Annotated in this window: 1 protein-coding gene; it reads left to right on the top strand. The window is 49.4% G+C overall.

What is annotated here, in order from left to right:
* Nucleotides 1-260: transposase (locus DQX05_RS30165; RefSeq protein ID WP_147385262.1), on the top strand; the 260-nt coding region annotated here is incomplete at its 5' end.
* Between the last annotated feature and the right edge of the window lie 390 nt (nucleotides 261-650).

Raw genomic sequence — 650 nt, 5'->3', positions numbered from 1 at the left:
AGAAGAAGGGGCAAGTCGTCATCTCCAAACGCGGGCGGAGGCAACTCCGTAAGTATTTGTACTTGGCCGTCATGAGCTTGGTCGCTCACCATCCATCTTTTAAAAAATGGCATCGGCAGAACGTAGAGGTACGGAAGATGAAAAAACAGAGATCGGTATTCAAGCTTATAGGCAAACTTGCGCGTATTCTTGTTGCCATGGCTCGCACTGGAGAAGCATTTCAAGAAGGGAGGGCAAATCCGTTGACTAGAGCTGCATAGTGGCGTCTGGACAATCGTTTATCTGAGGTCGTTGCATACTGGCTCGTTCGCAGGATTTCAAAAAGCACGGAGGATCGAGTTCCCATCGCTGAAGGGCCTGGACCCGTTACCTGAACATGATCGACCTCCACTCCTTGAGCAGATTTAACGAAGGAAGGCAAGGGCGTAGACCCGTTGAGACATGGGAGCGTGAATCCTCGAAGGATTGTGGAGAAACGTGCATCATAAAAGGAATAAAATGGGGTATTCTACTACCCCTCTATTCCCGCATGCCGTTCAACCGTTCCGGGGTCATCTGCCGATTTTCAATCCTGTTATTCCTACTCAAAGGACCACGAAATCCTGCGAATAAGCGAGTATGCAAGAGAAATGTGCTGCCTCTAGAGGGAG

It is taken from the genome of Paenibacillus thiaminolyticus, assembly GCF_003591545.1.
GTDB lineage: Bacteria > Bacillota > Bacilli > Paenibacillales > Paenibacillaceae > Paenibacillus_B > Paenibacillus_B thiaminolyticus_A.
This window is presented reverse-complemented; position numbering and strand designations above follow the sequence as displayed.